The organism is Pelotomaculum propionicicum (assembly GCF_004369225.1).
GTDB lineage: Bacteria > Bacillota > Desulfotomaculia > Desulfotomaculales > Pelotomaculaceae > Pelotomaculum_B > Pelotomaculum_B propionicicum.
Map to the genome: position 1 here is coordinate 46,815 of NZ_QFFZ01000014.1, position 23,580 is coordinate 70,394.

A 23,580-nucleotide genomic window follows, 5' to 3' on the forward strand; every position below is an offset into this window, starting at 1 on the left:
AGTTACATTGAAGAAAAATACACTTGCGGTACTGGTGGTTAACAAGCCGGGCGTCTTGGCCCGCATCTCGGGCTTGTTAAGCCGGCGGGTGGTCAATATCGAAAGTATCGCGGCCGGATATACCGAGGAGCCGGATGTGACCAGGATCACCCTCGATGTTAAAGGTGACGAGCAAGCACTCGAACAGGTGATCAAACAGCTTTCCAAGTTGATCGATGTAATCAAAATCGTTGAGCTGAAAACGGAAGAATCGGTTGAGAGGGAACTGGCCCTGATCAAGGTAAAAGCTGAAACAAGCCGCAGGTCGGAAATAGTCAACCTTGTATCGGTATTCAGGGCGAACATCATTGATGTAAACAAAGAAACTATGATCATAGAAATCCTGGGCGATGAGAAAAAGATCAACGCTTTCTGCGCGGTGCTGGATGATTACGGCGTGGTGGAACTGGTCCGTACCGGGAAAATAGCGCTGTCAAGAGGTCCTTTAGCCGTCAAGCAATGAGGAATTGCCGCCGGCCGATGGAATACTCTGACTTAATTTGCGTATGGATAACACGTTGACATAATTATAGCGGGAGTGTATATAATAAAGTATATACACATTGCCCGCAAGAGGGAGTCTTCTTATGACCCAGGTAAAAAGGATTATGATCAGCCTGCCGGATTCACTTCTAGCTGAAGTGGACGGGATAGCAGCGACAGACAGGCTCAACCGGAGCGAATTTATCAGGGAAGCCATGCGTTTTTATATAACTGAGCGCAGGAGACGCCTTCTTAGAGAGCAAATGAAAAATGGCTATTTGGAAATGGCTAAAATAAACCTGACCCTGGCTATTGAGAGCTACAGTCTTGAGTCGGAAGCGGAACAAATTTATGAGCTTGCCTCGCCGGAGGTAAAATAGGTGATGACAATCCGCCGGGGAGACATTTATTATGCGGACCTGAGTCCTGTTGTTGGTTCGGAGCAGGGCGGCACAAGGCCGGTAATAATCATCCAAAATGACATCGGCAATCAGTACAGCCCCACCACGATAGTAGCCGCCATAACTTCACAAATCGATAAGCCAAAGCTGCCGACCCATGTGGCAATGCCTGCCAGCCCGAACGGGCTGGAAAAAAACTCTGTGATCCTGCTGGAGCAGATCAGGACCATTGACAAGAGCAGGCTGCTGGAGAAAGTAACTTCCCTTGACAGTGAACTGATGGGCAAAGTAAACCAGGCTATTGAAATCAGCCTTAACCTGGTTGATTTATAAATATGAAAATAAAATTTGGTTCTACATGCAAAACCTTTACCCGGCCCGCGGCCAGGCAAGGTTTTTTAATATGCGGGAGGCTTGCGCCAAAGGAGGGCCGACATGGTCCCAAAAAACACAAGGAAAGTCAGGGCAGGGACACATTTCCCGCAGGGAGCGACACCTGTCGGCGATGGGGTGAACTTTGCCCTGTATTCAAAGCACGCTGACGGTGTGGACCTTTTGCTTTTTAATGATCCCCTTGACGCGTCTCCCACGGACGTGATCACATTAACCAACAGGACCAACTTCATATGGCACTGTATGGTAGAGGGCCTGGCGCCGGGACAGCTTTACGGCTACCGGGTCAGGGGACCCTACCAGCCCCAGTATGGCCTGCGCTTTAATCCCAACCGTCTTCTGGTCGACCCTTACGCCAGAGCGATTACCGGCAAATTCGTGCCCGGGCGGCTGCACCTGGGCTACGACCCATCTTCCCCGCTGCTGGATCTTTCCTTCAACACGCGCGGTAACGCGGCCGGCGCGCCCAAGTGCGTGGTGGTTGACGATTCATTTGACTGGGCGGGGGACGTTTCTCCCCATACGCCCATGCGGGACACGATTATCTACGAACTGCACCTGAAAGGCTTCACAGCGCACGGCAGCGCGGGTGTAAAACAGCCCGGCACTTTCACGGGGTTAATAGAGAAGATACCCTATCTAAAAAGCCTGGGCATTACAGCAGTAGAATTTTTACCTGTCCACCACTGTCATGATGACGACTTTTTGATCAACAGGGGCCTCTTAAACTACTGGGGATACAACACCCTGGGCTATTTCGCGCCGGACAGCCGTTTCGGCAGCGGTTCCATGCCGGGCTGCCAGGTGCGTGAATTCAAGGAAATGGTCAAGGCCCTGCACCGGGCCGGGCTTGAGGTGATCCTTGACGTGGTGTACAACCATACCTGCGAAGGCAGCGAGCTGGGGCCGACACTCAGCTGGCGGGGTATCGACAACCCCACATACTACAAGCTGCACTCGGAAAAAAGGTATTATCTTGATTACAGCGGCTGCGGCAACTCTTTAAATTTTGACGAGTTCCAGGTAGTGAGGATGGTCATGGATTCACTGCGCTACTGGGTGGAAGTTATGCATGTGGACGGCTTTCGCTTCGACCTGGCGCCCGTGCTTGGACGTTCAAGAGGAATATTTGACCGGAACTCCGGCTTTTTTATGGCAGTGCACCAGGACCCGGTCATATCCCGCGTGAAGCTAATCGCAGAGCCATGGGATATTACCAGGGAGAATTACCAGGCAGGCAATTTCCCTGTGGACTGGGCTGAGTGGAACGGCAAATACCGCGACTGCATCAGAAAATATGTCAAAGGCGACCCGGGTATGCTCGCGGAAACAGGCTACCGCCTGAGCGGCAGCTCCGACCTGTACGGCGATGATGGCCGTTCGCCCCTGCACAGCATAAACTTTATAACCTGCCATGACGGTTTCACCCTAAATGACCTGGTATCTTTTGAAAAAAAACACAACGAGGCCAACCTTGACTGCAACACGGACGGCAGTGATTACAACAATTCATTCAACTGCGGCGTTGAGGGGGAAACAGCGGACCCTGCGGTAAACGCGCTCAGGAAAAAATTTATCAAGAATTTTCTGGCCATATTAATGATATCCCAGGGAGTGCCGATGATCCTGGGCGGGGATGAGTTCAGGCGGACCCAAAAAGGCAACAACAACGCCTACTGTCAGGACAACGAAATCAGTTATTTTGACTGGGACCTGGCCGGGAAAAACCAGGACCTGGTTAATTATGTGCGCAGGCTGACAGCTCTCAGAAAACGCTTCCCGCATTTCAGGCTGGGCCGCTTTTTCACCGGGCAGGACCGGGACCTTGACACCATGAAAGACATAAACTGGTACTCTTCAGATTTAAACCCGCCCGGGTGGAACCTGCCTGAACAGCGCTTTCTGGCCTATCTGATCGAGGGCAAAGAGCTGGCTGAAGCAACCGCGTCGGAAAAAGAAAGCGATATACTGGTTATTCTGAACGCCCACCAGGAAGAGATACTGTTTCCTCTGCCGGCCGGCCGGACAGGCTCCGCCTGCCGCAGGCTTGTGGACACCTCCCTGCCGGAAGGCGAGGACGTGCCGGAAGACCCGGAAGGGCAGGCGCTGGCCTGCCAGGACAGCTACCTTGTAGCGCCGCAAAGTGTGGTTGTACTGATCAGGAAGGACCGTTAGCTTTTACATATACCTCAGAGAAAGGATGATTGGTGTGCTTGCCATTACCGGCGGAAAAGTTCTTACCATGTCCGGAAAACCTATAGCAAAGGGGACCGTGCTGGTCAAAGAAGATAAAATTACAGCGGTGTACGGAGGGACAGATGTCCCCCCCGGCAGCAGGGTTGTTGATGCCTCCGGTAAAATTGTCATGCCCGGCATGATCGACGCCCACTGCCACGTTGGCATAGTAGAGGAGATTTTCCGGGAAGAGGGAGACGACAGCAACGAAACAACTGACCCGGTAACGCCGCACCTGCGTGCCATTGACGCGGTATATCCAATGGACCTGGGGTTCCGCGACGCCCTGGCGGCGGGTGTGACCACAATTGTGACCGGACCGGGCAGCGCCAACATTATTGGCGGTGAAATGGCAGCGCTGAAAACCTGCGGCACGGTAGTTGATGAAATGATTGTCCGCTTTCCGGCAGGGCTGAAAGCCGCTCTGGGTGAAAACCCCAAAAGGAGCTACGGCAAAGAGAAAAAAACGCCTGCCACCCGTATGGCTTCCGCCGCGATTATCAGAGAGGCCCTGCTGCAGGCTCAGAATTATTTGAAGAAGGAAGACAGGGAAAGAAATTTAAAGATGGAAGCGCTGGCCCGGGTGCTGAGGCGGGAAGTCCCTTTGCGTGTGCACGCCCACCGCGCCGACGACATCATGACAGCGGTCAGGATCGCCGGTGAATTCGGGGTGGACCTGATCATAGAGCACTGCACCGAGGGTCACCTTGTGGCCGGGCAGCTGGCCGAGAAAAAGATCCCGGTGATTATCGGCCCGGTGATCACGAACAGGGCCAAGGTCGAAATGCGGGGCCTCACAACGGAAACAGCCAAAATACTGGATGAGGCGGGAGTCAGGTTTGCGATTATGACTGACCACCCGGTTGTGCCGGTACAGTACCTGGCAGTGTCCGCCGCGTTTGCAGTCAAAGGAGGATTGTCCGCCGAGCGCGCGCTGGAGGCTATTACCATAGAAGCAGCCGCCATTCTGGGGCTGGAGCAACGCCTGGGGAGTATTGAGCCGGGCAAGGACGCCGATATTGTTATTTTGGACCGGCACCCGCTGGATCTTTCCAGCCGGGTGGAGCGGGTATACATAAATGGTATAGAAGTTTTAGGTTGAACCCATAAAAAAATTCACTAATAGTTATTGCATAAAAAGGATTATTTTTAAAGGAATTTGAAATATATGGTCGAATAAGTCTCTTGATAAAACATACTTGAATGTTACTATAATGGGAATAAATGTCGAGGGGTGTCGAAATGGCTGGAGAGCAGTTAGATGTCTTAATAGTGGACGATCAGGCCGGGGTCCGTTTCCTGCTGGAGATTGTGGTTAAGGAAGCAGGACACAGGGTGCATACAGCGCAAAACGGGCTTGAAGCTATTGAGTTTGCGCAATCAAAACGCCCCGACCTGATCTTTATGGACGTAAGGATGCCCCTGATTGGAGGTCTGGAAGCGCTGGGTGAAATCAAAGCCACCAACTCAATGGTCCAGATTATCATCATGACTGCTTACGGGTCCGAAAAAACCGTTTCTGAAGCTATGAAAAAAGGAGCTTACTGCTGTATAGCCAAACCCTTTGACGTGAATGAGATTAAAGAACTGCTGGACAAATTCGTATACTGGCGAAGTCATCTTGCTGAAACAGCAGCCGGAGGCTATTAATACTTTTACCCCCTGTAAAGGGGGTTTTTTACTTTTGCCTGGACTAACGCTCTGGTATAATGTCTGAAGTATGAAATGTTGCTTCTTGCCGATAAAGGTTATAATAGAGGTTAAGTTCTGTTTTGGGTTATGGAGTTGAATGATGGTATGTATGTATTCAGGACTTTTTCGGCTGAGGAAACAGAGTCCTTGGGAGAAAAACTTGGTTCATTTTTAGATCCGGGTGATGTTCTCTGCTTATACGGGGACCTTGGCGCAGGGAAAACCGTATTCGCGCGGGGAGTGGCCCGCGGCCTCGGCATCGAAAACCATGTCACCAGTCCTACCTTCACTTTGATCAATGAGTATCAGGGCAGGCTGCCCCTTTACCATATGGACGTTTTTCGTCTTTGCTCCCCACAGGAAATGGAGGACTTAGGCTACGAGGAATATCTTTATGGCAGCGGTGTTACCCTGGTTGAGTGGGCTGACATTGTGCTGCAAATACTGCCGCATGAGAGACTTGACATTACCATTGCCAGGAGTCAGGAAGGTGATGACAGCCGTGAAATTACACTGGCGCCACTGGGAGACAGGTACCGGCGGTTGGTTGAGGAGTTGATGGCAGTTGTACATCCTGGGCATTGAGTCTGCAACTCCGGTGGCCGCTGTTGCAGTAGCGGGTGAAAATGGGATCCTGGCGGAACGCATGGTTTTTAACAACAGGACCCATTCAGTAAACTTGCTGCCTATGATCAAGGCCGTACTTGAAGAATCCGGAGTGGGCCGCCGCGGCCTGGCGGGCATAGCCGTATCCGGCGGGCCCGGCTCGTTTACAGGTTTGCGTATCGGCATGAGTACGGCCAAAGCGCTGGCCCAGGTGCTTGGCCTGCCCGTGGCCGGTATATCTACTCTGGACACGCTGGCTTACCCGCTCGCCGGCTGGCGGGGGCTTGTCTGTCCGGTCTTGAATGCGCGAAAAAATGAGGTGTATACAGCGGTTTATGATCATATCAGGAAAATAACACTGGCCGGCCCGATGGCCATACAACCGGACCAACTGGCGGAAATTCTACTGGAGTTGGCCAAACCGGTGGTTTTCGCCGGCGATGGTGTGCCTCCCTACGCCTCAGTGTTTAGAGAAAGGCTGGGTGAACTGGCCAGCTTTGCCCCTCTGGCAGCCAATTTCCCGCGCGGGGCGGCTGTGGCTGAACTGGGCCTGAGCGCTTTTAAAAACGGACTGGGAGTAGATCCGCTTGCATTGCGCCCGCAGTACATCAGGCCTTCCGAGGCAGAGGTGGTCTGGCTTAAGAAAAACTCCGGGAGGATAAATAGTTGACTGTCAGCTTTGAAGAAATGCGCCTGGAGCATTTAAGCCAGGTAGAGGAAATAGAGGTAGTTTCGTTTCCCACGCCCTGGTCGCATAAAGCTTTTGCCTACGAAATCACACAAAACAGTTTTGCCCATTATATAGTCGCCGTAGCCGGTGGTGAGGTTATCGGCTACGGCGGGATGTGGTTTATTCTTGATGAGGCCCATATAACCAACGTGGCCGTGCGCCGGGACTGGCGGATGAAAGGTGTCGGCAGGGCCTTGATGCTGGAAATTTTGCGGCGGGCTATCTTAATGGGCATTAACAGTATGACCCTGGAGGTACGCCCCTCCAATACGGCCGCCCGGAACCTTTACACTTCGCTTGGTTTTATAGAAAAAGGCAGGCGCAAACGTTACTATACAGACACCAATGAAGATGCCATCATTATGTGGAAGGAAGGGCTGCTTTAGGATCCCAAAATGACGCGCCGCGGGTGATTCCCCCATCATTTTTATTCTCTATGCGCACTAAGTGTTTCAGAAATTAACGCCGCCGGTGCCTGATCAAAGATCAGGCGCTTTACACTCCTCAGGTGCCGCCATAACCAATAGTCACGTTTCCTCCTTCTACAATTACCGGGACTTTCCGAACGCCTTCCGAGAGTATGAGCATCTCCTGCAATTTTTCACTGTCTGACTGAACGTTGATGTATTTTGCCCTTTCCCCATAGGCCGCTAGTGCTTTATCGGTGAATGGACAACCTGGCCTGCCGTAAATGACAACTTTATCCTCCATAACATCACCTCCTAACATCTTTAGATAAGCATATATGTACATACGCGCAAGTCCTTGGGTAAAAATTTTTCGCTTTAAAGACTGCATAGTATATTTATGTCCATCATAAAACAACGTTCTGGTCTGCTTAAAAAATGTAGGTGCGAATTTATTCGCACAATGCTGCAATAGATGAGGTTGTGTATCAATTTATACTTTTATTTAGAGGTTTTTTTAGGAGCGGCGTTTTCATTAAGAAGAAAATCGATAAGCTCCCTGTTCTTCATAATCGTGGTTTCTTTTACCATTTCCCCAATGTCTATGGCTTCCTTAATCTCATCCTCACTTGCGTTGGCCTCACGGGCTGCGATATAGTGATATTCAAGTCATACCTGACAGTTTGCCGCCGTACTGGCGGCAATAGCGATCAGCTGCCTGACTTTTTTATCAAGAAATCTTGGCATCAGAAACACCTTCCATTCGTTTTTGAACTAAGATTCAAAGGCCTTCACTGCCAACCACACATTTTCCGTCAACCCTCAGGCCAAGTCTCCTGGCAAACAAATCAAGATCGGTCTCAAGCAGCTTCTCGTTTATACCGGACCGGATTGCTTCCATCAAATGTTCAGTAAAGCCTGGCGGTTTTGCAACCAGATAATAATATTTCCAGATTCCTTCCCTTCTCTCATCTACCAGCCCGGCATGTCTTAAAATTGAAAGGTGTCGTGATATGCTGTACTGAGGCAATCGGAGCGCGTCCATCAGTTCACTGACACAGGCGTCGCTGCTGTGCAGCAGCAGCCTTATGATGCGGATCCTGGTCCGGTCCGCCAGAGCCCTGAATATTTCTTCGCTTTTGTTTAGTGTTTCATATGTTATATGCTGCATATTGCATATAATAACACAGTTTTCATATTAAAGTCAATAAATTCATTGGCTGTAAAACCCCGACAGTAGGTGCCATAGTGACACGGCGGGCATTAGCCAGCTTTTTTTATGATATAATTTGTTTTAGTCAGCTGTCATAAAAGAGTCCGCGAAGTTGTTATATAGATGAAACCGTCTAATGGAGGTCCGGGGGCAGTGCCGTCAACCACCAGCGAATATACTAATAACCCGGCCGGGTTTAAAGAGCTTTTCTACCGGCACTATCCGGCGGTATGCCGCCAGCTTACCTGCCTGTTGGGCAGCCGTGCTGACGCGGAGGATATTGCCCAGGAGGCGTTTATCAAACTTTTTAATACGCCGCCCAGGGAATCCTCCAACCTGGGAGGCTGGCTTTCCAGGGTAGCCACCAATCTCGCTTATAACCACCTGCGCAGCCAAAACAGCAGGCGGCGCAGGGAGATGGGCGTTTCTGTCGCACCGGTGGCGGCGGAAGCCGGGCCAGAGACTGCTGCCCTGCGGGAAGAGGAGATCGCCCTTACCCGCAAGGTCCTGGAACTTATTCCGGAAAGAGACAGGGCCTGCCTTCTTTTAAAATTCTCAGGCATGAATTACGCAGCCATAGCCAGGGTTATTGACGTCAAAGAGTCCTCTGTCGGCACCTTGCTCGCACGTGCCCGCGCCAGGTTCCGGTCAGAATACTTAAAACTTACAAACGGGAGTGAAACTGCGAGCCTGGTCTGGCAAAAAGACGGTGTTGTTTACACGGTCAGCGGCAGCCTGACCCTGCAGCAGGCTCTGGATATAGCGGGCTTAATACAGTAAAAAATAGTAGTAGGTCGTAGGCTGTAGGCCGTAGGCCAATTGGGTTGTAAGTCGTATGGCGTAGGCCGTAGGTATATACTGCATTCCTAAAGGGTCTTAACCCAAGAGAAATACTTTAATACTTACGTCCTACGTCTTACGGCCTATAGCTTTATAAAAGATTTGCCTTTCGTGAGGGGCAAATCTTTTTTTGCGGCCTCAAAAAGACTTTATCTGTTAGACATCATTCTGACATAATTAAACAGTAAAATGTAAGACAGAATAGGCAAAAATGTAAGAAAAGCAAGGCAGGAATAAGGCAGAGTGTCGTAAAAATAATGAATAGGTCATTATAAGGAGGCTCTGTTTATGCAGGCAATCATGGTCGTGGAGGACGAGCCCTCCATTGCGCTGGTGCTCAAGGCCTATCTTGAGCATGCCGGCTACCGGGTGATCATTGCCGCTGACGGGGAAGAAGCCCTGCAAAAGTTTAATGAGACAAAACCCCTGCTGGTCCTGCTGGACTTAATGCTGCCCGGCCGGGACGGTTTGGCGGTGCTGGATGAAATCCGCAGACAGAGCAGCTGCCCTGTGATTATAGTTACTGCCAGAGGTACTGTTGAGGACCGTCTGTACGGTTTTAAACAGGGGGCTGACGATTATATTCCGAAACCTTTTGATCCTGAAGAAGTAGTGGCGCGGGTGAAGGCAGTTTTAAGGCGCCAGTCTTTTCTGGTGGAGCAGGATTTATTTCAGTTTGGGAGTCTGACCATTGATTTTACTGCCCGCCATGCTGCTATCAAAGGAAAGCCTGTCACGCTCGCGCCGCGCGACTGGGACTTGCTTTCTTTTTTTATGCGGCACCCCAACCAGGTTTTTACCAGGGATCAGCTGCTGGATTACGTTTGGGGCATGGATTATGAAGGCGGAGATCGCGCGGTTGATGTGGCGATCAAACGCCTGCGGCAGTGTTTGCGGGACTGGCCGGCAGATGAAGGAGAGATCGGCACTGTAAGGGGAATGGGGTATATGCTGCGTGTGCAAGAAGGTAGTTAACCACAAAACGGTGCCGATGCTGACTTACTGGACCAGCCGCTATGTGCTGGTGCTTTTGCTCAGCCTTTTAGTCCTGGCAATAATCTCAGGAATCTGGATTCGCTTTAACGCTTACGAGCATATCTATAACCTGCTTGAAATGCGGGCCGAGCAGCTGGCCGGGATGTACGACCGGGAAACTCAGGAAATCGTATTTCCGGCGAGGCAGCAGGGTGAAATAGAGTCAAACCGCTACAAATTCACCTCGTCTTTTTCTGAAGTGGTGCAAATAGCCGGCCGGTCAGGAAAAGTCCAGACCTACAAAAAAGAAAAACCGGTAAATGAAATATCCGTACTATATGAGATTTCAGCTCAGCATCAGGAAGTTCTTGATGGCAGAACAATACATGAAAAATTCGAAGTCGACGGGCAGACCTGGCTGCGCGTAGGTGTTCCCATTTACCAGGACGGGACTGCCGGCTGGGCGCTTTATGTCAGCCTGCCGGCCAGAAATATGCTGCAGCAGATCTCCCGCCTGTATGGTTCGCTGGCCCTGGTAACAGTTACTATTCTAATTGCCGGCTGGCTGGTGCTGTACTTTCTTTCCAGGGGGCTGACCCGCCCGCTGCGGCAGGTTGCAACAGCGGCTCAGGACATAGCCGGCGGTAAATATGACCCGGCCCTGCCCGAACAGGTCAAAGAACGGGAACTGCAGCAGCTGATCGTTTCTTTCAGCGACATGGCCAAGCAGCTGAAACAGCTGGAACAATTACGTACCGACCTGCTGGCGGGCGTGTCCCACGAATTGCGTACGCCCATAACCTCAATCAGAGGGATGATCCAGGCAGTTCAAAGTAAAGTGGTTACCGGCAGTGAAGCGGAAGAGTTTTTAAAAATAACACTGAATGAAGCCAAACGCCTGCAGCTGATGGTTGAAGAGCTGCTGGATTTTTCTTCGTTTGAAGCGGGCGCGGCGCCAATCCGCCAGGAAACTGTAGACCTCTCCCGGCTGGTGGCGGAGGTTGTCCGCCAGCTCGGTTCCTCTCCCGAATTTCTCAACCTGCGGTTCGCTGCGAACCTTCCGGCAGAACAGGTCTGGGTTAAAGGCGACGCGGGAAGGCTGCGCCAGATTATCATTAACCTCTTCAATAACAGCCAGAGAGCCTCAGCGACAGCTATAAGAATTGACCTGTCTACAGAAGCAGGCCAGGTTATTATTGATGTCTGGGACAACGGCAGGGGCATTGCCCTAAAAGATCAGCCATATGTATTTGAGCGGTTCTACCGGGGCCTGCCGGCCAAGAAAAAGGGCCTCGGCCTGGGCTTAACGCTAAGCCGCCTGCTGGCCCGGGCGCACGGGGGAGATTTAAGCCTGCGGAGCACAGGCGCCGAAGGCACGGTCTTCCGTTTATACCTGCCGGGATCATTTCCCGGCCAAGAAACATAAAGAACAGGGAGGAAAACATTTTGCCTAATTTACTCCAAAAAACCGGTGCTAAACTCAAAGAGGCGGCCGGGCTGCCGGGCAGAAAAAAACTGCTTCTGGGCGGCGCGGTGGTCTTGATCGTGATCCTGGCGGGATATTTTGTTTTTGGCAGGACCAAGGACGCCTCGGGCAGTTTCATAACCGATACGGTAAAACGGGGCAGGGTCGCCAGTACCATTTCAGCCAGCGGCATGGTAGAGCCCGTGAGCACAGTTTCGCTGAATTTCAAAAACGCTGAAGTGATTAAAAAACTATATGTGAAAATAGGCGACCACGTGACGGCGGGACAGCTGGTAGCCGAGCAGGACAGCGGCAACCTGGAGGCCCAGTTGGCCCAGTCTGCCGCGAGTGTCAGCAGCGCCAGCGCAAAATATCAGCTTCTGGTAAAAGGGGCCAGGGAAGAGGATATAGCGCAGTCAGAGGCAAGTGTGCAAATGGCCCAGGCAAGTTATGACCAGGTCAAGGCTACATTTGAAAGAAACCAGATGCTCTACGACACAGGGGCAATTTCACAGGCGGATTTTGAAAAAGCCCAGGTTGACTATATCAATGCGGAGGGCAAATTAAAGCAGGCCCAGGAGTCCCTTAAAGCCCTGCAGTCAGGCAACAGGCCGGAGGATATCGCTGCCGCCGCGGCCCAGGTGGAAAGCAGCAGCGCCCAGTTGAAAATGGCTCAGAGCGACCTGGACGGATCCAAAATGGTCAGCCCCCTAAACGGTATTGTCAGCGCGGTAAACGGCGCGGAAGGCCAGCGGGCCACCGCCAACAACAACAATACCAGCGGCTCCAGCGGTTTTATTGTGATCATTTCCGAAGCGCTGCAGATCAGAGCCCAGGTCAACGAGGCGGACATCGGCAAAGCCCAAACCGGGCAGGACGTGGAGTTCACAGTTAACTCCTTCCCCGATAAAGTGTTTAAAGGCAGGGTGAGCAGTATCGCTCCCCAGGCCTATACCTTGTCCAACGTGCAGATATATGACGTGATCATCCAGCTTGACCAGAACTATACTGAATTGAAGGCCGGTATGCCGGCCAATGTGACTATCATTGTCGAGAGCCACGAAAACACCCTGACTGTACCCAAAGGCGCGGTGAGTTATGCGGTAACCTATCTTAACAAAGGCAAGCAGACTGGTTCCACTGCGAGCAGCGCCGGCAGTAATGTGTCCGCCCAGCGGCAAAACACCGGCCAAATTACCGGTCAGAGCGGCGGCCAGGGCGCCGGCGCCGCCGGGAGCCAGAACAGAAATTCAGGCCCGGCGGGTGACGGCGGCTCAACCAGGCAGTCCGCGGCTTACAGCGGCGCCGGGAGCAGCGGCGCCGGTCGTCAGGCAACAGTACTTGTTTTGGACAAGTCGAATAATCCGGTGCAAAAGAGAGTCACCCTTGGGCTGTCAGATATGAGAAATTATGAAGTGGTCAATGGCCTGGAAGAAGGGGAAACCGTCGTGGTCGGCTCACTCAGCCAGACCGCTTCCAGCGCCCAGACCACCCAGGGCGGTCCGGGCGGCGGCATGTCGTTTGTCCAGCGCCTGGCGCACTAAACTCTGCCCGTAATACATAGCTGCGGAGGTCTCTATGCCGGGTAAAATAACTTTACAGCTTAAACAGATCAGAAAAGTATATACCATGGGAGAACATAAGATTTTTGCCCTGGACGGGGTCGATCTTACCTTCCTGGAGGGCGAAATGGCAGCCATTATGGGTTCCTCCGGTTCGGGCAAAAGCACTTTGCTGAATATTATCGGCTGCCTGGACAGGCCCACGGAGGGGACTTATATCCTGGACGGCGAGGATATTTCTGATTTAAACAAAAATCAGCTGGCAAGCATCCGTAATAAAAAGTTCGGTTTTGTTTTTCAGGCTTTTAACCTCCTGGGGAGGGTAACTGTCCGGGCTAATGTCCAGTTGCCGCTGATCTATGCCGGTATGGATAAAAAAGAAATGGAGGCCAGGACTAAAGAAGCTCTGGCCTGGGTAGGCCTGGCCGGTTATATGAACCACCTGCCCGGCCAGATGTCGGGCGGCCAGCAGCAGAGAGTGGCCATTGCCCGCGCCCTGGTCAACAGCCCGTCCCTGATTCTGGCTGATGAGCCCACCGGCGCGCTGGACTCAAAAACTAGCATAGAGATCATGGCCGTCATTCAGAGATTGAACAGGGAAAAAGGGATTACTGTGATTATGGTGACTCATGATAAAGATATCGCCTGTTACTGCCGCCGTTTGATTCTTTTAAAGGACGGGCACGTGGTGGAAGACACCAGGCTGGACCACCAGAGAGACGCCGCGGCTGACCTTGCCGCCTTAACTGAAAAAGCGGAGGCTGAGGCATGAACATAACCAACAATTTTCAGATATCATTCAGCGGTTTAAAGGCAAATAAACTGAGGTCGGTCCTGACCATGCTCGGTGTGATCATAGGAGTCTCAGCGGTAATCATCATGATTGCCGTGGGGCAGGGAGCCAGCAAAAGGATTTCAGACCAGATTTCCAGCATGGGCTCCAACCTGCTGATGGTTTTCCCCGGCGCCGGGCAGGGAGCGGTGCGGGGCGCCGGCGGCAGTGTGAACACTCTTACCCTGGACGATGCCGAAGCAATTGCTGAACTGCCCTTCGTCAATTATGTGGCGCCGGAACTGAGCTCGAACGCCACCATCGAGTATGAGGGCCAGACCTGGACCGCCCAGTATAACGGGACTACCCCGGATATGCAGGGGATCAGGGATTTGTCCACGGTCTCAGGCTCCTTTTTCACTGAGGATGATGTGGCGGATACAAATCTGGTGGCTGTCCTGGGTAAAACTATAGTTGACAATATCTACCCGCCCGGTGTCGACCCGGTCGGCACAACAGTCAGAGTAAACAAGCTGGCTTTTACCGTGGTTGGGGTACTGGCGTCTAAAGGCGCCTCCATAGGCGGGCAGGACCAGGACAACGTTTTATACATACCGGTAAGCACCGCCCAAAAAAGGCTGCTGGGCGTCAAATACGTACGCCTGATCAACGTGCAGACCGCGACGGCTGACAGCATGGGCTATGTCCAGAGCAGCATTGAGAGCCTTTTGCGGGACAGGCATCACCTGGCCAGTACCAGCAGCGATGATTTCAACGTGCGCAACCTGGCTTCGGTCCTGGAAACGGCTGAAAACGCGACAGCCGTGATGACCATGCTGCTGGCCAGCATAGCCGCCGTGTCCCTGCTTGTGGGCGGCATCGGCATCATGAACATCATGCTGGTTTCCGTAACGGAGCGGACCAGGGAGATCGGCCTGCGTATGGCGGTGGGAGCGACCGAAGGCAATATCTTGGGCCAGTTTCTGGTGGAGGCGATGGTGCTATGTCTCAGCGGGGGCATCATTGGCATCCTTTTGGGTGTGGCGGGGGCGAAAATAGTTTCGGTGCTGGCCGGCTGGCCCACTTCCGTTACTATGTTTTCAGTCCTGCTTGCCACAGGATTCTCAGCCGCTATCGGGATTTTCTTCGGCTATTACCCCGCCAAAAAGGCCGCTGGTCTTGATCCTATAGAAGCGCTGCGTTTTGAAAAATAGATTTTGTCACAAAAGCCTTGCCCGCACTGTTATATAAGATTACTACTATTAATCAATGTGGGGTGGGCAAATGATTATTGAAACTGATAACCTTACCAAAATGTACGGTAAAAAAGCCGGTTGCCGGGAGATCAACCTTTCAGTCGGAGAGGGGCAGATCTTTGGTTTTCTGGGGCCCAACGGCGCCGGCAAAAGCACCCTGGTGAAGATGCTGGTGGGGCTTCTGTTCCCCACTTCAGGGACCGCCCGGATCCTGGGAAAACCGCTGGGCGACCTGGAAATAAGGCGCAAAGTCGGCTTTTTACCTGAAAATTTCCGTTACCAGGATTGGCTTACCGGGGAAGAACTGCTCACTTTTCACGCCTCTCTCTATAAAATGAGCCGGGCGGAAAAGGCCCGCCGCGTGCCGGAGGTTTTGGAGCAGGTTGGGCTGGCGGATAAGGGCAGGCAAAAAGTGGGGTCTTACAGCAAAGGCATGCAGCAGCGGGTGGGCCTGGCCTGCGCCCTGCTGCCCGACCCGGAGCTGGTTTTCCTGGACGAGCCGACCTCGGCCCTGGATCCCCTGGGGCGCCGTGAAGTGCGGCAGATCATGGTGGAGCTCCGTGACAGGGGTAAAACTGTTTTTTTAAACAGCCACCTTTTGAGTGAGATCGAAATGATCTGTGACCGTGTCGCAATTATTAATAAAGGGAGAATAATAACTGAAGGCGCCCTGGCGGAACTCCTGGCAGGCGCCGTAGAGGTGGAAATGCAGGTCGAAGGTTTGTCGGCGCAGCTGCTGGATGAACTCTCGGCCCTGTACGGCTCTTATCAGGTTGAGGGCGGCCTGGTCAGGCTTTCTCTGAAAAACAATGAGGACATACCCGCTCTGGCCGAGGCGGTGGTAAGGAACGGCGGCAAGCTGTTCAGCCTTAACGCAAGGCAGAATTCCCTGGAAGATTTGTTTATAGACCTGGTTAAAGTGGGGGATGAAGAATGTTTACAATAGCTGCTTTAACCTTTAAAGAAATGGTCCGCCGCCGTATTCTGCTGGTCACAATCGTCCTGGCCGCCGCCTTTTTGGCGTTATACGGCATGGGTGTGCACTACGGCTATAAGGATATGGGCTCAAGTCACTATGCCGGGCCGATGCAGGCCTTGATCGCGCCGATGTTCCTGTCCCTGGGGCTTTATTTCGGCAGTTTTATTATTGCTTTTTTGGCTGTTATGGCGGCTGTCGGTTCTGTTTCAGGCGAAATTGAAAACGGGGTCATCTATGCCGTCGTACCCAGGCCGCTAAGGCGCCTGGATATTATTTTAGGCAAATTTATCGGCTACGGCCTGATGCTTTCAGTTTTCTCCTCGTTATTCTATGTGGCTGTTTTACTGATAGTCCACTACAATACCGGCCTGAACGCGCCTGTCAGAGCCGGCGCCATAGTTCTTTTCTGCCTGCAGCCGGTAATCCTGCTGGCGGTGACTATGTTCGGCACCACTTTCCTGTCCACCCTGGCCAACGGTATCGGCTGCTTTATGCTTTACGCGGTGGGTGTGGTAGGTGGCATGCTTGAACAAATCGGCCACCTGGCCCACAGCCAGGTGCTGGTCAATATAGGCATCGTTTCCAGCCTGGTCATGCCCGCCGACGCGGTTTACAGGAAAATAGTCTATGCTTTGCTGTCGGCGCCGGGCATCTCTTTCTCCTCCATGATGATGGGGCCTTTTGGGAGCGCCTCCGAGCCCAGCGTCTGGATGCTGGTTTACACCGGCTTATATATTGTCTTTTTCCTGTCCATGTCCATAAGAATCTTCTCCAGAAGAGACATCTGATAGGGAAGTGGGACGTGAGAAGTGGAACAACTGGGCCGTGGGAAGTGGGAAGTGAGACGTGGGATTGAAAGACAGTTTCAAGGGTCAAAGACCCCAAAGAAATGCAAAAACTGACCTGATAGGAATGCAGTATATACCCACGTCTAACGGCCCACGACCCACATCCCAAAGGGGGTGTTTGAATTGCTTTACATAGGGACCGCGGGCTACAGCTACCAGGACTGGGTGGGACCGGTCTACCCCCTGGGGACGAAAAAGACTGATATGCTGGAGTTGTACGCGCGGGAGTTCGGTTTCAGCGAGATCAATTCAACTTATTACCACCTGCCCGGCTGGAAGATGGCCGAAGGCCTGGCCAAGAAAACACCTGCCGGCTTTCGCTTCGTGGTGAAAGCTTTCCAGCAGATGACCCACAGCAGGGACGCCGGGGAAGAGGTTTTTGTCCGATTTGCGGGAGCGCTGACCCCGCTTACCGAAAGCGGCAAAATGGCCTGCGTGCTGGCCCAGTTCCCCTACTCTTTCCACTGCGGCCAGGAGAACCGGGACTACCTGAGAAAGTTTCGCGAACTGCTGCCGGACCTGCCCCTGGCTGTGGAGTTTCGCAACCAGCGCTGGGTAAGCCAGGACACTTTCGAGCTTTTAAAGGAAGAAAAAATAGCTTATGTCTGTGTGGACGAGCCCAACCTGAAAGGATTGCTGAAGCCGCTGGCGGTGGTGACCGCGCCGCCGGCCTACCTGCGCTTTCACGGCAGGAATGCCGCCAGGTGGTATGATCACCGTGCGTCTTACGAGCGTTACGACTACCTTTATACCGAAGCTGAACTGAAAGAATGGCTGCCCAGGATCGCAGTACTGCGGGAGAGGGCGGACGATGTTTATGTCAGCTTCAATAATCACTACCGGGGGCAGGCGGTTGTCAACGCCAGGACGATCAGAGATATGCTCAGGTCAGCCGGAATTTAGCGTGATTTATTTCATGGTAAATTTTACTAGATTAAATATTAAGTTAATTAAATTATTGATTGACCACCGGCAGAGTTGGCATTATTATGGAATATGGGGCCGGCGGGATATTTTCCGGCCTTTTATATATAATGTTTAAATGTGCTGGGGAGGATGCTATGCAAAAGAGATTTATTGTTGCTTTATTGGCCGTTTCTCTGTCTTGCAGCCTGCTTTTGTCAGGCTGCGGCAAGAATACCGCGACTCAGGGTACGGGCGGTAGAAACATGGCGGTGCCGGTAGCCGTTCAGCCGGCAAGCAGAGCGGATGTGGCCAAGGAATTGGTGGCCAGCGGTCAGCTTCTTGGTGAACAGTCGGTTGTGGTTTCCCCCAAAATTTCCGGGAAGGTCGCGTCAGTTAATGTTGAGCTGGGGTCCGTTGTATCAGCAGGCAGTGTCCTTTTTAGACTGGACGACAGCGACATCCAGGCCCAGGTCCAGCAGGCCGAGGCTAATGTGGCGGTGATGGAGGCAAGGAAAATTGTAGCCGAACAAAACCTGGAGAACGCCGCCAAGCAGTTTGCAAGGTATAAGCAGCTCTATGAGCAGGGCGTAATTTCAGCCGATACCTTTGATACATACAGTTTGAAACTGGACCAGGCTTCATCAGGCGAGTCCGCGGCCAACCTGGCCCAGGCGCAGGCCAGCCTGTCCTACCAGCAGAACCAGCTGGCCAACACGGTCATCACCGCGCCGTTCAGCGGTGAAGTAGCCTCTAAAAACGTGGACATTGGCGGCATGGTTAACTCTTCCACCCAGGCTGTCACCCTGGTCAACCTGGACCGGGTAAAAGTTCAGGTGACCGTTGGTGAACAGCACATCGGCAAACTGAAACAGGGACAGGAAGTGAAGGTACTGGTCCCGTCAGTCGGGCAGGACCCTTTTACCGGTGTAATTACCAACTTAAGCCCGGCCGTGGACGCCAAGACCAAGAGCTTTTTGATTGAAGTTAAAATGGACAACCCCAACCATGTTTTAAAACAGGGTATGTTTGCCGAAGTGCATATTATCACCGACCGCAGTGAGAAGGCTTTGACCGTGCCGGTTGACGCCATCGTGCAGAAATCGGGCGAAAACTATGTATATACGGTGGTTGAGGGAACAGCCAAAGAAAACAAAGTCAGTGTAGGCATCTCTGACGGTAAAGTCACAGAAATTACCGCGGGCCTGACCGAGGGTGACCAGGTTATTGTGCTCGGCCAGCAGGGCCTGGTTAACGGGGCCAAGGTTATAGTGCAGGGCGGCCAGCCGAAAGGGGAGAAATAGGATTGAAGCTAGTCGATTTTTCGGTTGACCGCCCTGTAACGATTATCATGGTTATCCTGGGCATCCTGGTGCTTGGCCTTTTTTCCCTGCATTTTCTTTCGGTGGACCTCCTGCCGGAAATCACCAATCCCACCATTTCCATTTCAGCCAGCTATTCAGGCGCCGGCCCGATGGAAGTTGAGAATGATGTGACCAAGGTAATTGAATCAGGTGTCGGCACCATCAGCAACGTTGAGAAGATCACTTCCACCAGCCGCACCGGCATCTCAAGCGTGCAGATGCAGTTTGCCTGGGGCACCAATATGGACACGGCTATGGCCGATGTGCGGGCCCGATTGGAAATGGTCAAGCGGCGCCTGCCTGATTCGGTTGATAATGTCAGTGTGCAAAAGTTTGACACCAACATGATGCCGATTATGAATGCGGCGGTTGCCAGCGACCTGGACCAGGCGACGTTGAGAAAAATGGTGGACGACACTATTGGGCCCGCCCTGGAGCGGGTTGAGGGTGTGGCCGCGGTCAGCGTCATGGGCGGCCTGAACCGTGAAGTGCAGGTGCAGGTGAACCCCTGGAAGCTGCAGCAGTACGGCATCGGCATCAACCAGGTTTCACAGGCCCTGTCGGGTGAAAACGTGGACGTCGCAGGCGGTAGTATCCCTAAAGGACAGAAAAATTATAACGTGCGCGGCCTGGGCAAGTATGAAAGGGTTGAGCAGATCGGGGATATACCCGTTCAGCTGTCGCAGGGGGGCTTTATCCACATCCGCGACCTGGCGGAAATTAAGGACACTTTTGCCACGCAAAACTCATACACTCTTTTAAACGGCCGGCCCGCGGTCAGTATTTCGGTTCAGAAGCAAAGCGGCGCCAATACCACCGCCGTCGCGGACAAGGTTAAAAAAGAAATGGCCAGGCTGCAGCAGGAGCTACCCGGCAATATTCAGTTCGCCCTGGCTTTTGACCAGTCTGACACAATTAAAAAGTCAATCAACGATGTCGGCCGCACCATTATGCTGGGCGGCGGCCTGGCCGTGATTATCCTGCTGGTTTTCCTGCGCAACCTCAGGACCACCCTGGTAATCGCCCTGGCCATCCCTTTTGCCATTATTGCCACCTTTACTCTGATGTACTTTAATAAAATGTCCCTGAACATGATGTCCATGGGGGGGCTCTCACTCGGCGTGGGGCACATGGTGGACTACTCGATTGTGGTGCTGGAAAGTATTTACCGGCACCGCAAGAGCGGCGAGGCGCCAAGGGAGGCGGCCAAAAACGGCGCCAATGAAGTGGCCACGGCGGTTATTGCCTCAGCCCTTACCGTTGCGGTTGTTTTCCTGCCGATGATCTTTGTCTCCGGCATGGCCGGACAGCTTTTCAAGCAATTTTCCCTGACCATAGCCTTTTCCCAGCTGGCGGCCCTGTTTGTATCGCTGACACTGATCCCGCTGATCTGTTCCAGAATCTTCGGGCGGCTGACAGATGCCGGCCAGGGAGACAAGTGGTACCAGCGGCTTTTTAGAAAAAGCGAAATCTGGTACAACAGCCTGGACGAGAAATACAGGGGCCTACTGGAGTGGTCGCTGAAAAAAAGGTTCAAGGTGATCATAGGCGCTGGGGCCATAACCCTGGTAGCCGTATTTTTGGCCCCTTTAGTCGGCACTGAACTTATGCCTTCCCAGGACACGGGGCAGTTCAGCATAGACGTGCAGATGCCGAACGGCACCGTGCTTGCCGATACCGGCGCGGTTATGAACAAAATCGGCAATATCCTGGCCGCTGTGCCGGAAATGGACACGATCCTGACCAACGTGGGGAGAGGCCAAACAGAAATAGGGCAGATCAGCGCCAGGCTTATACCCAAGAAGGAGCGGAAACGATCCACCGACCAGATCGTTGAGGAACTGCGCGGCAAGATCAGCGGTATCCCCGGAGCTACGGTCAGGATATCCGCTTCTTCCGGAATGTCCATAACCCGCAGCTTCAGCGGCAGGCCCATAGAAGTAACCATCAAGGGTGACAACTTAGATGAACTGCAGCGGCTGGCCAAGCAATCTGTGGATGCGATCAGCAGCGTTGAAGGGACCAGGTCGGTGCGCAGCAATATGGAGGCCGGCCGGCCTGAACTGCGCATCGAGTTCGACCGGGAAAGAATAGCGCAGAACGGCTTGACTGTGAGCGCGGTTTCCCAGGTCCTCAAAATTGCCGGAGATGGTTCAGTAGTCACCAATATCAATGAAGGAGGAACCGCTGTAGACGTCCGCCTGATGCTGAGCCCCGCGGTGCGGGAGAGCACCGCCGGGCTGGAGAGTCTTTTTGTCAGCCAGGGAGGAGTACAGCTGCCCCTGACCCAACTGGCCAACTTTGTCAGCGGTGAAGGCCCGAACGTAATCAACCGCGCCTCAATGTCGCGGGTTGTCTACATCTATGGTGATTACGCCGAGCGCGACCTGGGCAGCATCCAGAAAGACATCCAGGCCAAAATGTCGCAGATTCCCCTGCCCTCCGGCTATGTTATCGAATATGGCGGTTCGCAGAAGGACATGGCCGAGACATTCTCAAACCTGGGCATGGCCCTTATGCTGGCCCTGCTCCTGGTGTACATGGTGATGGCCGGCCAGTTCGAGTCCCTGTTGTACCCGTTCTGCATCATGTTTTCCATCCCGGTTTCAGCCATTGGCGTGGTCCTGGGCCTGCTGCTCACCGGCCGTCACTTCAGCATGCCGGCCTATATCGGCATCATCATGATGTGCGGGATTGTGGTCAACAACGCCATCGTGCTGGTCGATTACATCAACACTCTGAAAAAACGGGGTCTGGAGCGCAACGAGGCCATTATTAAGGCCGGACCTGTCCGCCTGCGCCCGATCCTGATGACCGCGCTGGCTACCCTCTGCGGCCTGATACCGCTGGCTATCGGCATCGGGGAAGGTTCCGAGTCACAGGCGCCCATGGCTACCGTGGTTGTCGGCGGCCTGCTGGTCTCCACGTTCCTGACCCTGATCATTGTGCCGGTTATTTACACCCTCTTTGACGACCTCGGCGTGAAAATAATAAATAAGTGGAGAAAACGTTCCGCAGACGCTCCACCTGTATAGAAATGAGATTTGAGAAGTGGGCCGTGAGATGTGGGAATATCCTGTATTCTTATCAGGTCAGATTCCTGCATTTCTTTGGGGTCTTTGACCCTTGATATTATCTTTCAATCCCACGTCTAACGTCCCATATCCCACGTCCCAATTGTCCCACTTCACACGACCCAAAAAGCTCTGGTTCTATAAAAGAACCCGGGCTTTTTTTTGCCCTGCCGGGAATAATAGGGACAGGTGTTTTAGAATCGTTGAGGGGGATAATTCATAAAATGCAGAAAACAGATGAACGCAAGATAGCTATAGTGGGTGTGGGGTTGGTGGGGGCTACGACTGCTTTTACCCTGGCGGTAAGCGGCCTGGCCAGCGAACTGGTGCTGGTCGATGTCAACAGCGCCAAAGCCGAAGGGGAAGCTATGGACCTGGCCCACGCCGCTGCTTTTATCAAGCCCATAAATATATACGCCGGGACTTACGAGGACTGCAAAGACGCCGCCATCATCATCTACACCGCCGGCGCCGGCCAGAAACCCGGCGAGACAAGGATAGACCTGCTACAGAAAAATTACGGCATATTGAAAGAAAGCCTGCCCAAGCTTCTTGGGGCGGAAGGCAGCATACTCCTGATTGTAAGCAACCCTGTGGATATCCTTACTTATGCCGCTTTGAAAATATCAGGGCTTGCCCCGGAGAGAGTTTTCGGCTCAGGGACAGTGCTGGACAGTTCCCGCTTCCGGCACAGCTTGAGCCGCCACTGCCGCATCGCGCCCAGGAATATTCACGCTTACGTGGTTGGCGAGCACGGGGACAGTGAGGTGCTGCTCTGGAGCCTGGCCTACACAGCCGGCACAGATATTGACCAGTACTGCAAACTAGCGGGCATCCCCGCGGTAAACCACCAGGAAGTGGACAAACAGGTGAGAAACGCAGGCTACGAGATTATCTCCAGAAAAGGAGCGACTTACTACGCCATCAGCCTGGCTGTGAAGCGGATCTGCGAAAGCATTATCCGTGATGAAAACACCATCCTCAGCGTGAGCGGGCTGATTGACGGCATCTATGGGATCAGGGACTGCTGCCTCAGCCTGCCTTCAGTGATCAGCTCGCAGGGCCGCGGTCGCCCGCTGGAACTGCCCCTGGCCCCCGGTGAAGAGGAAGCGCTGGTAAAATCATCGCAAGTTTTAAAGTCGGCCATGCGGGAGATTGGACTTTAATCGGAGGCTTTTGACCTTTTTAAACCACTCTTGCAATAAAGTTTAATTCGGATATAATCCTGACTTTGACAGTTATGAGGGCGAAAAGAGGCCGCAATCCTTGCAAATAAAGGGGTTGCGGCCTTCACTTATTGTCATAAATATGTAGGGTAACGGCTCATTTTTTGCTCTCTGCCA

23 protein-coding genes are annotated in these 23,580 nt (G+C 52.9%); 21 read left to right on the forward strand and 2 right to left on the reverse strand.

The features are described 5' to 3' along the window. The first annotated feature begins 7 nt into the window (after positions 1 to 7). The 9 genes from ilvN (at position 8) to rimI (ending at position 6,965) form a co-directional block, all read left to right on the forward strand. Positions 8 to 502, forward strand: a complete 495-nt coding sequence (gene ilvN / locus Pmgp_RS08255) for an acetolactate synthase small subunit (protein WP_134213515.1) — start codon at positions 8 to 10, stop codon at positions 500 to 502. A 124-nt stretch (positions 503 to 626) separates the two neighbouring features. Further along, complete coding sequence (locus Pmgp_RS08260) at positions 627 to 902, forward strand: CopG family ribbon-helix-helix protein (protein WP_134213516.1); 276 nt, start codon at positions 627 to 629, stop codon at positions 900 to 902. 3 nt (positions 903 to 905) lie between these two features. Further along, complete coding sequence (locus tag Pmgp_RS08265) at positions 906 to 1,256, forward strand: type II toxin-antitoxin system PemK/MazF family toxin (RefSeq protein ID WP_134213540.1); 351 nt, start codon at positions 906 to 908, stop codon at positions 1,254 to 1,256. 102 nt (positions 1,257 to 1,358) lie between these two features. Next, complete coding sequence (gene glgX, locus Pmgp_RS08270) at positions 1,359 to 3,491, forward strand: glycogen debranching protein GlgX (protein ID WP_134213517.1); 2,133 nt, start codon at positions 1,359 to 1,361, stop codon at positions 3,489 to 3,491. A gap of 34 nt (positions 3,492 to 3,525) precedes the next feature. Further along, complete coding sequence (locus Pmgp_RS08275) at positions 3,526 to 4,653, forward strand: amidohydrolase (protein WP_134213518.1); 1,128 nt, start codon at positions 3,526 to 3,528, stop codon at positions 4,651 to 4,653. A gap of 140 nt (positions 4,654 to 4,793) precedes the next feature. Beyond that, positions 4,794 to 5,201: a response regulator gene (locus Pmgp_RS08280; RefSeq protein ID WP_134213519.1), complete on the forward strand. Its 408-nt coding sequence runs from the start codon at positions 4,794 to 4,796 to the stop codon at positions 5,199 to 5,201. 147 nt (positions 5,202 to 5,348) lie between these two features. Further along, on the forward strand, positions 5,349 to 5,828 hold the full coding sequence (gene tsaE / locus Pmgp_RS08285) for a tRNA (adenosine(37)-N6)-threonylcarbamoyltransferase complex ATPase subunit type 1 TsaE (RefSeq protein WP_134213520.1): 480 nt from the start codon (positions 5,349 to 5,351) through the stop codon (positions 5,826 to 5,828). Beyond that, positions 5,809 to 6,519 (forward strand): tRNA (adenosine(37)-N6)-threonylcarbamoyltransferase complex dimerization subunit type 1 TsaB, encoded by a 711-nt coding sequence (gene tsaB, locus Pmgp_RS08290; RefSeq protein ID WP_134213521.1) that lies wholly within the window; start codon positions 5,809 to 5,811, stop codon positions 6,517 to 6,519. Before tsaE ends, tsaB begins: the two co-directional genes overlap by 20 nt. Next, complete coding sequence (rimI, locus tag Pmgp_RS08295) at positions 6,516 to 6,965, forward strand: ribosomal protein S18-alanine N-acetyltransferase (RefSeq protein ID WP_427910023.1); 450 nt, start codon at positions 6,516 to 6,518, stop codon at positions 6,963 to 6,965. The genes tsaB and rimI overlap by 4 nt, the downstream gene beginning before the upstream one ends. Before the next feature lie 118 nt (positions 6,966 to 7,083). On the opposite strand, the gene uxx1 is transcribed toward rimI, so the two are convergent. Next, a complete protein-coding gene (gene uxx1 / locus Pmgp_RS08300) occupies positions 7,084 to 7,290 on the reverse strand; it encodes a UXX-star selenoprotein family 1 (RefSeq protein WP_134213522.1) in 207 nt (68 codons plus the stop codon). A gap of 477 nt (positions 7,291 to 7,767) precedes the next feature. Further along, on the reverse strand, positions 7,768 to 8,157 hold the full coding sequence (locus tag Pmgp_RS08305; RefSeq protein ID WP_134213523.1) for an ArsR/SmtB family transcription factor: 390 nt from the start codon (positions 8,155 to 8,157) through the stop codon (positions 7,768 to 7,770). 195 nt (positions 8,158 to 8,352) lie between these two features. Between Pmgp_RS08305 and Pmgp_RS08310 the strand changes: the two genes are divergently transcribed. The 12 genes from Pmgp_RS08310 to Pmgp_RS08365 all read left to right on the forward strand — a co-directional run bounded on the left by Pmgp_RS08310 (position 8,353) and on the right by Pmgp_RS08365 (position 23,403). Then, on the forward strand, positions 8,353 to 8,979 hold the full coding sequence (locus Pmgp_RS08310) for an RNA polymerase sigma factor SigX (protein ID WP_243119778.1): 627 nt from the start codon (positions 8,353 to 8,355) through the stop codon (positions 8,977 to 8,979). Positions 8,980 to 9,327: 348 nt separating this feature from the next. Then, positions 9,328 to 10,014, forward strand: coding sequence for a response regulator transcription factor (locus tag Pmgp_RS08315; protein WP_134213525.1), 687 nt, complete (start codon positions 9,328 to 9,330; stop codon positions 10,012 to 10,014). Further along, entirely contained in the window at positions 9,995 to 11,440 is a 1,446-nt protein-coding gene (locus tag Pmgp_RS08320; RefSeq protein ID WP_134213526.1) for a sensor histidine kinase, read from the forward strand. Before Pmgp_RS08315 ends, Pmgp_RS08320 begins: the two co-directional genes overlap by 20 nt. A gap of 20 nt (positions 11,441 to 11,460) precedes the next feature. After that, positions 11,461 to 13,023 carry an HlyD family secretion protein gene (locus tag Pmgp_RS08325; RefSeq protein ID WP_134213527.1) on the forward strand — a complete coding sequence of 521 codons (1,563 nt, stop codon included), beginning with the start codon at positions 11,461 to 11,463 and terminating at the stop codon, positions 13,021 to 13,023. Between the two features lie 34 nt (positions 13,024 to 13,057). After that, the gene (locus Pmgp_RS08330) at positions 13,058 to 13,813 is read left to right on the forward strand and encodes an ABC transporter ATP-binding protein (protein ID WP_134213528.1); all 756 of its coding nucleotides are present in this window, start codon (positions 13,058 to 13,060) and stop codon (positions 13,811 to 13,813) included. Beyond that, the gene (locus Pmgp_RS08335) at positions 13,810 to 15,027 is read left to right on the forward strand and encodes an ABC transporter permease (RefSeq protein ID WP_134213529.1); all 1,218 of its coding nucleotides are present in this window, start codon (positions 13,810 to 13,812) and stop codon (positions 15,025 to 15,027) included. The genes Pmgp_RS08330 and Pmgp_RS08335 overlap by 4 nt, the downstream gene beginning before the upstream one ends. Positions 15,028 to 15,097: 70 nt before the next feature. After that, positions 15,098 to 16,015, forward strand: coding sequence for an ABC transporter ATP-binding protein (locus tag Pmgp_RS08340; protein WP_134213530.1), 918 nt, complete (start codon positions 15,098 to 15,100; stop codon positions 16,013 to 16,015). Then, the gene (locus tag Pmgp_RS08345) at positions 16,003 to 16,836 is read left to right on the forward strand and encodes an ABC transporter permease (protein WP_134213531.1); all 834 of its coding nucleotides are present in this window, start codon (positions 16,003 to 16,005) and stop codon (positions 16,834 to 16,836) included. Before Pmgp_RS08340 ends, Pmgp_RS08345 begins: the two co-directional genes overlap by 13 nt. Before the next feature lie 183 nt (positions 16,837 to 17,019). Next, the gene (locus tag Pmgp_RS08350; RefSeq protein WP_134213532.1) at positions 17,020 to 17,799 is read left to right on the forward strand and encodes a DUF72 domain-containing protein; all 780 of its coding nucleotides are present in this window, start codon (positions 17,020 to 17,022) and stop codon (positions 17,797 to 17,799) included. Between the two features lie 158 nt (positions 17,800 to 17,957). After that, the gene (locus tag Pmgp_RS08355) at positions 17,958 to 19,103 is read left to right on the forward strand and encodes an efflux RND transporter periplasmic adaptor subunit (protein WP_192902854.1); all 1,146 of its coding nucleotides are present in this window, start codon (positions 17,958 to 17,960) and stop codon (positions 19,101 to 19,103) included. A 2-nt stretch (positions 19,104 to 19,105) separates the two neighbouring features. Beyond that, positions 19,106 to 22,198, forward strand: a complete 3,093-nt coding sequence (locus tag Pmgp_RS08360) for an efflux RND transporter permease subunit (RefSeq protein ID WP_134213534.1) — start codon at positions 19,106 to 19,108, stop codon at positions 22,196 to 22,198. Positions 22,199 to 22,461: 263 nt separating this feature from the next. After that, positions 22,462 to 23,403, forward strand: a complete 942-nt coding sequence (locus Pmgp_RS08365) for an L-lactate dehydrogenase (protein ID WP_134213535.1) — start codon at positions 22,462 to 22,464, stop codon at positions 23,401 to 23,403. The last annotated feature ends 177 nt before the right edge of the window (positions 23,404 to 23,580 follow it).